Here is a 5,854-nt window from a genome sequence, read left to right on the forward strand (position 1 = left end):
AGCTCCCAGCTCCCAGCATCAATACACCTTCAAGTACCGCTGGATCTCCCAGGCGCTGACCTGCTGCAGGTACTCGAACCACTCGCGGCGCTTGGCCTCGATGAAGTGCTCGAAGATGTGGTCGCCGAGCGTGTCGCGCATCAGGGCGCTGCGTTCGAGCTGATCGAGGGCCGCGTCGAGGTTCGAGGGCAGCTCGTCGATGCGCAGCGAACGCCGCTCGCGGTGCGACATCTTGTAGATGTTCTTGCTCACCGGCGCGCCGGGGTCGAGATCGTTGTCGATGCCGTCCAGGCCCGCGCGGAGCATGGCGGCGAACGCCAGGTACGGGTTGCACGACGGATCCGGCATGCGCAGCTCGATGCGCGTTGCGGCGCCGCGCGGGGCCGGGATGCGGATGAGCGGGCTGCGGTTGCGCTCCGACCACGCGATGTGGGTCGGCGCCTCGTAGCCCGGCACCAGGCGCTTGTAGGAGTTCACCAGCGGGTTGGTGATCGCGCAGAACGCCTCGGCGTGCTGCAGCAGGCCGCCGATGTAGTTCATGCACGTGCGGCTGAGCCCGAACGGCCCGTCGGCGTCGTGGAACGCGTTGACACCGTCGCGCAGGAGCGACTGGTGCGTGTGCATGCCCGAGCCGTTGACGCCGAAGACCGGCTTGGGCATGAAGGTGGCGTGCACGCCGTTGCGCCGCGCCACGTTCTTCACCACGAAGCGGAACGTGCTGACGTTGTCGGCCGCCATCAGCACGTCGTCGTGCCGGAAGTCGATCTCGTGCTGGCCCCAGGCCGCCTCGTGATGGGCCGCCTCCACCTCGAAGCCCATCTGCTCGAGCATCAGCACGATCTGCCGACGCACGTCCTCGCCCTGGTCCACCGGGGTCAGGTCGAAGTACCCCGCCGCGTCGTGCGTCTCGGTGGTCGGCTCGTCGTCGCGCGTCTGGAAGAGGAAGAACTCGGCCTCGGGCCCGGCGCTCATCGTGAAGCCGCGACGCTGGGCCTGCTCGATGGCGCGCTTGAGCGTCTGGCGCGGGCAGCCGGCAAAGCCGGTCCCGTCAGGATTGGTGATGTCGCAGATGAGCCTGGCGACCTTCTCGCCCGAGGGATCGGTCCAGGGGAAGATGCGGAACGTGGACAGGTCGGGCGTGAGGTACATGTCCGACTCCTCGATCCGCACGAACCCCTCGATCGAGGACCCGTCGAACATCACCTTGCCGTCGAGGGCCGCGGAGAACTGGCGGTCGGGCACCTCGACGTTCTTGATGACCCCGAGGATGTCGGTGAACTGCAGGCGCAGGAACTTGACGCCAGCGGCCTCGGCCTCCGCGAGGATCTCGCGCTTGCGAGTCTCCGTGGCCGGATCCTGTACTTTCTCGCTCAAAGTGCTCTCCGTGACGTGTCGATCGCTCCGCTCGAACTGCCACTACGGAGTCTGTCACAAGTGTAATCCCCGCCGGGACAACCTTCAGGCGACACTTCCCGTCTCATCTGCCAGTCAACATCGCCGACTCCACCGGGGTCGCACACTCGCAGGAGGCACACGCACATGCAGACTCGACTCTGGATGGCCGGCGCGGCCACCGTGGCCCTCGTGGGCACGGGCGTCCTCGCCGCCAGCCCCACTTTGCGCGCGGCAGCGGCCGCGTGGGACTCACAGCCCTCCCCCTCGGCCCCGCCGCCCGGCGCCGACAGCCAGGCCAGGCCCGAGGACGACATGGCCCGCGACATCGAACAGGCCGTCGAGCAGGCGCTGCAGGGCGCCGGCCTCCGCGACGGTCAGCTCGACATCCGGATCCGCAAGGTGGTCGAGGACGCCACCCGCTCGGCCCAGGAGGCCGTGAAGGACATCGACGTGAAGGTCATGGTCGACGACGCGATGCAGGGGCTCGGCGACCTGGGGGGCATGGACCGCCCGAGGATCGGCGTGATGGCCCGCGACGTGACCGCCGACGAGGCGAAGGCCGCGGGCCTGCCCGGGATCACGGGAGCCTTCGTGATGGAGGTGCCGGCCGAGTCCGTGGGCGCCAAGGCCGGCCTGCAGCCCAACGACATCATCGTCACCATCGACGGCGAGACCGTCCGTAGCGCGCGGCAGTTGTCGCGCCTGATCGTCGAATCGCCCGAGGGCAAGGCCCTGCAGGTGGCCTACGTGCGCGGCACCACGCGCGGCACGGCGTCGGTGACGCCCGAGCGCTCGGCGCCCCGGATGATGACGATGCGGGATGGCAACGGCGAGGGCCCGGTGGTGCGCCGGTTCGAGCGCCGGATGGTGCCCGGAGGTCCGGGCGCCAACGAGGAGTTCGACATCATCATCCCGCCGGGCGGCGACGGTCCGGGGCCGCGCGCGTTCTTGTTCCGCGGCATGCCGCAGGGCGAAGTGCACATCCGGACGGGCCGGGGTCGGCTCGGCGTGATGGCGCAGCCGCTCACCCCGCAGCTGGCCACCTACTTCGGCGCCAAGGGCGGCGTGCTGGTGTCGCAGGTGAACGAGAACACGCCGGCGGCCAAGGCGGGCATCAAGGCCGGCGACGTGATCACCACGGTCAACGGCAAGCCGGTGCAGGACACGGGCGACATCATCGCGAGCCTCGAGGGCGTGGCCGACGGCAAGGCCGTGGCCGTCGAGATCGTGCGCGACAAGAAGCCGCAGACGATGTCGGTCACGCTCCAGGCGCCGGCCGACTCGTCCGGGGAGCGGTCCGTCACACGTACACGCCGGTTCACGGCATAGGCGGCCCGGAGGCCGAACCACGGCCTCCGCGTTCTCGTCTCAGTTCGACATCGGCAACGTGTCCCTGCACGATCGAGGAGAGCCAGTGATGATGACCGCGCTGCGTGCCGTGATCGGCGTGTGTGTGCTCGGCATGAGCACGACGCTGCACGCCGCGACCCCGCTCACGCTGCCACTGGGCAGCGAGTTCGCGCTGCTGACGGGCGGCGGGGCCATCGACCTGCCCATCCCGCCGCCGCCCCGCGTGGCGCGGCCAGACGTGTCGCAGATGCGCCTGGTGATCAAGCCGCAGCCGACGAAGGGCTGCGATGAAGAGGGCCCGCGGATGCGCGGGGTCAGCGCCGAGCGCGTGGTGGGGTCGACGCAGCGCCGGACGCGTGCCTGACACAGGGGCACCACGCCTCGAGTCTCGAGTCTCACCTGAGACTCGAGACCTGAGTCCTGCCGTTACTGCGCGTCCGTCGGGATGAGCACGGCCAGCTGGGCGGCGACGATCTGCGCGAGCGCGCGGGTGGCCGCCGCCGCTTCCCGTCCGTGCCGGATCTCGGCCGCCAGCACCCCCACACACCCCTGAGGCACCAGCAGCGGCACGGCGATGGCGCCGGGCGCGGTCTCGGTGGCGTCGACCACCTGGGTCACCGCCGCACGCCATGCCGCCGCCGTCGCGTTGTCGGAGTCGCGCGGCAGCGTCGGAATCCGGCGCAGGGCCTCGTCCGGATACCCGTAGGTCAGCAGCGGCTTGAGGGACCTGCCGCTCGCGTCGGTCACCCACACGATCACGCCCGCCGCATCGAGCAGGCGCGCGGCGCGCCCGAGCGCATCCCGCAGCTCATCGGCATCCTTCACGCGCGCCAGGTCCGTGCACACCCTCGCCGTCGCGTCGAGCGCATCGTCGCCCACCACGCCCGCGACACGACGGGCGTCGGCAGCGGGCACGGCGATCGGCGCGGGCGCCGCAGCCGGAGCGGCGGGCGCCTCCGCCCGCGGCGGTGTGAGGCTCAGGCCGTCGCTGGCCGACGCGGAGACCGGCGGATCCACGCGGCCCACGCGCTCGTTCAGGTGGAGGGACGACTCGGGCGCGTGCAGCTCGACCGCGGGCTCGTCGCGGCGTCCCGTCGGCAGCAGGAGCAACGACACCAGCAGCCCCGCGCCAGCAGCCGAGCCGGCGATCACGTACTGGAGTCGTCGCTGGTCGTAGCCGGTCCGCGCCGGCCCCACGAGCGCGGCGTGGGCCTCGTCCGTCCTGGTGCGCACGAGGGCCGCGGTCTTGAGGCCGTCTTCGTAGACCGTGTCGGCAGCCATCAGGTCGGTGCCGTTGACCACGAAGCCGCGGACCCTGCGGTCGATGCCCTCGTAGACCTTCAGCGCGCGGTCGGCCGCGTCGAGCGCCTCGATGGCGGCAGGCTGGCCGTTGGCCTGGGCGCGAAGCGCCGTGAGCCCCTGCGTGAGGCCGGCCATCGCCTCGGCGAAGCGCGCCTCCCAGAAGTCGAGCCCCTGCCCCTGGGCCAGGTAGGCCTGCTGGGCGGTGCGCGAGTCGTCGAGGGCGTGGAGCACCTCGTCGCGCAGCGCGTCGAGCGACTGCTGCTTGCGGAGATCGTCGAGCCGGCGCTTCTCGAGCACGTACGACTGCCATGCGGCGGCCGCAAGGCCGGCGATGAGCAGCACCAGCAGCGTGAGGCGAACGGCTGGACGCGTCATGACGCCAGGACTCCCGGAAGCGAGGTGGTGCCGTCACTCCACGCGGTCGGATACATGCAGGTCGGTACTATAGCAACTGCGACGGTGGCCATTTGAAATTCGAATGGCCACCTCGGTACATCCGTCATGACGGTCGATCTCATCGTCAACCCCGCGTCCGGCCCGGACCTGCGGCGCGTGCCCCGCCGGGACCGCGTCGACTTCGTGAGCCGCGCCCTGCGCGCGCACGGGGCGACGACGGTCCGCGCCACCGTGACGACGGGGCAGGGCGACGGCCTGCAGGCCGTTCGCCACGCGCTCGAGGCCGGCACCGATCGCGTGGTGGTGTGGGGCGGCGACGGCACGCTGAACGAGGTCGCCGGGGCGATGCTGGGGACGGGCCTGGCGCTCGGCGTGGTGCCCGGTGGGTCGGGCAACGGCCTGTCGCGCGGACTCGGGCTGCCGCAGGCGCCGGAGGCGGCCGTGGCCGTGGCGATGCATGGCCGCGCCCGCGACATCGACAGCGGGCTCGTGAGCGGCCGGCCGTTCTTCAACCTCGCGGGCGTGGGCTTCGACGCCGCCGTGGCCGAACGCTTCAACACCCGCAACCTGCGGCGCGGCCTCGTGCCGTACGTGACGTCGATCCTGCAGGAGTGGCGCACGTTCGAGCCTCGTCGCTTCACGATCACGCTCGACGACCACGTGCCGGTGGTGACCGAGGCGCACTTCGTGGTCGTGTGCAACGGGCAGCAGTACGGACACGGGGCCCGCGTCGCGCCCGATGCCGCGTTCGACGACGGGCAGTTCGACGTGGTGGCGGTGCCCCACATCACGCTGTCGCGCCTGGTGCGGCACGGCTGGCGGCTCTTCAACGGGACGCTGCCGGCGGTGCCCGGGGTGTTCACCGCGCGGGCGCGCCGCGTGGTGGTGGCGCATGCCGATGCGCTCCCGATCCACCTCGACGGCGAGGTGTTCGATGCCGACACGCGGCGCATCTTCGAGGTGCGCCCGCGGAGCCTGCGGGTGATGGTGCCGTGAGAATGCTGCGATGCCGGAATGCCGGAATGACGAAGGTTGACGGCCCACATCGCGGCACCTCGGCTCGTGGAGTCCTCACCACCTCCGCAATTCCTGTTCGTGGGCGTCGAACATCAGTTCGACGCTCGACCTCGACCCGCCTGCCGACGTGCCGCGAGGCGGCAATGGCTCTCGACATTCCCGGCATCGCGGCATCGCGGAATTACGTGCTGCCTGGCACGACCTGGCTGTTGCGCATCACCACGACGTGATCGGCGCCGCGCGCCACGGAGGTCTCGGTGTCGGGCAATGCCTGCGCGCCGCCCACGTAGTCGATCACGACGAGCTGGTTCACGGGAATGCGCCGCTGATCATTGGCGCTCACGCGCAGCCGTGGCATGAGGCATGGGGCATGGGGCATGGGGCATGGGGCATG

Annotated in this window: 5 protein-coding genes and 1 pseudogene; 3 read left to right on the plus strand and 3 right to left on the minus strand. The window is 70.9% G+C overall.

The window, feature by feature from the left end; all coding sequences use genetic code 11:
- Positions 1–18 precede the first annotated feature (18 nt).
- Entirely contained in the window at positions 19–1,374 is a 1,356-nt protein-coding gene (glnA, locus tag ACIRDX_RS19730) for a type I glutamate--ammonia ligase (RefSeq protein ID WP_396627151.1), read from the minus strand.
- Positions 1,375–1,539: 165 nt separating this feature from the next.
- Here glnA and ACIRDX_RS19735 point away from each other — a divergent pair, with 165 nt between their 5' ends.
- Entirely contained in the window at positions 1,540–2,724 is a 1,185-nt protein-coding gene (locus ACIRDX_RS19735; protein WP_396627152.1) for a PDZ domain-containing protein, read from the plus strand.
- An 88-nt stretch (positions 2,725–2,812) separates the two neighbouring features.
- On the plus strand, positions 2,813–3,109 hold the full coding sequence (locus ACIRDX_RS19740) for a hypothetical protein (RefSeq protein ID WP_396627153.1): 297 nt from the start codon (positions 2,813–2,815) through the stop codon (positions 3,107–3,109).
- 62 nt (positions 3,110–3,171) lie between these two features.
- Here the strand turns inward: ACIRDX_RS19740 and ACIRDX_RS19745 are convergent, their stop codons facing one another.
- Positions 3,172–4,422, minus strand: coding sequence for a GAF domain-containing protein (locus tag ACIRDX_RS19745; RefSeq protein WP_396627154.1), 1,251 nt, complete (start codon positions 4,420–4,422; stop codon positions 3,172–3,174).
- Between the two features lie 126 nt (positions 4,423–4,548).
- Here ACIRDX_RS19745 and ACIRDX_RS19750 point away from each other — a divergent pair, with 126 nt between their 5' ends.
- Positions 4,549–5,439 carry a diacylglycerol/lipid kinase family protein gene (locus ACIRDX_RS19750; RefSeq protein WP_396627155.1) on the plus strand — a complete coding sequence of 297 codons (891 nt, stop codon included), beginning with the start codon at positions 4,549–4,551 and terminating at the stop codon, positions 5,437–5,439.
- 202 nt (positions 5,440–5,641) lie between these two features.
- Here the strand turns inward: ACIRDX_RS19750 and ACIRDX_RS19755 are convergent.
- Positions 5,642–5,854, minus strand: a pseudogene (locus ACIRDX_RS19755) (hypothetical protein); the annotation flags it as partial.

It is taken from the genome of Luteitalea sp. (genome assembly GCF_044337415.1).
In the GTDB taxonomy this organism is placed as follows: Bacteria; Acidobacteriota; Vicinamibacteria; order Vicinamibacterales; family Vicinamibacteraceae; genus Luteitalea.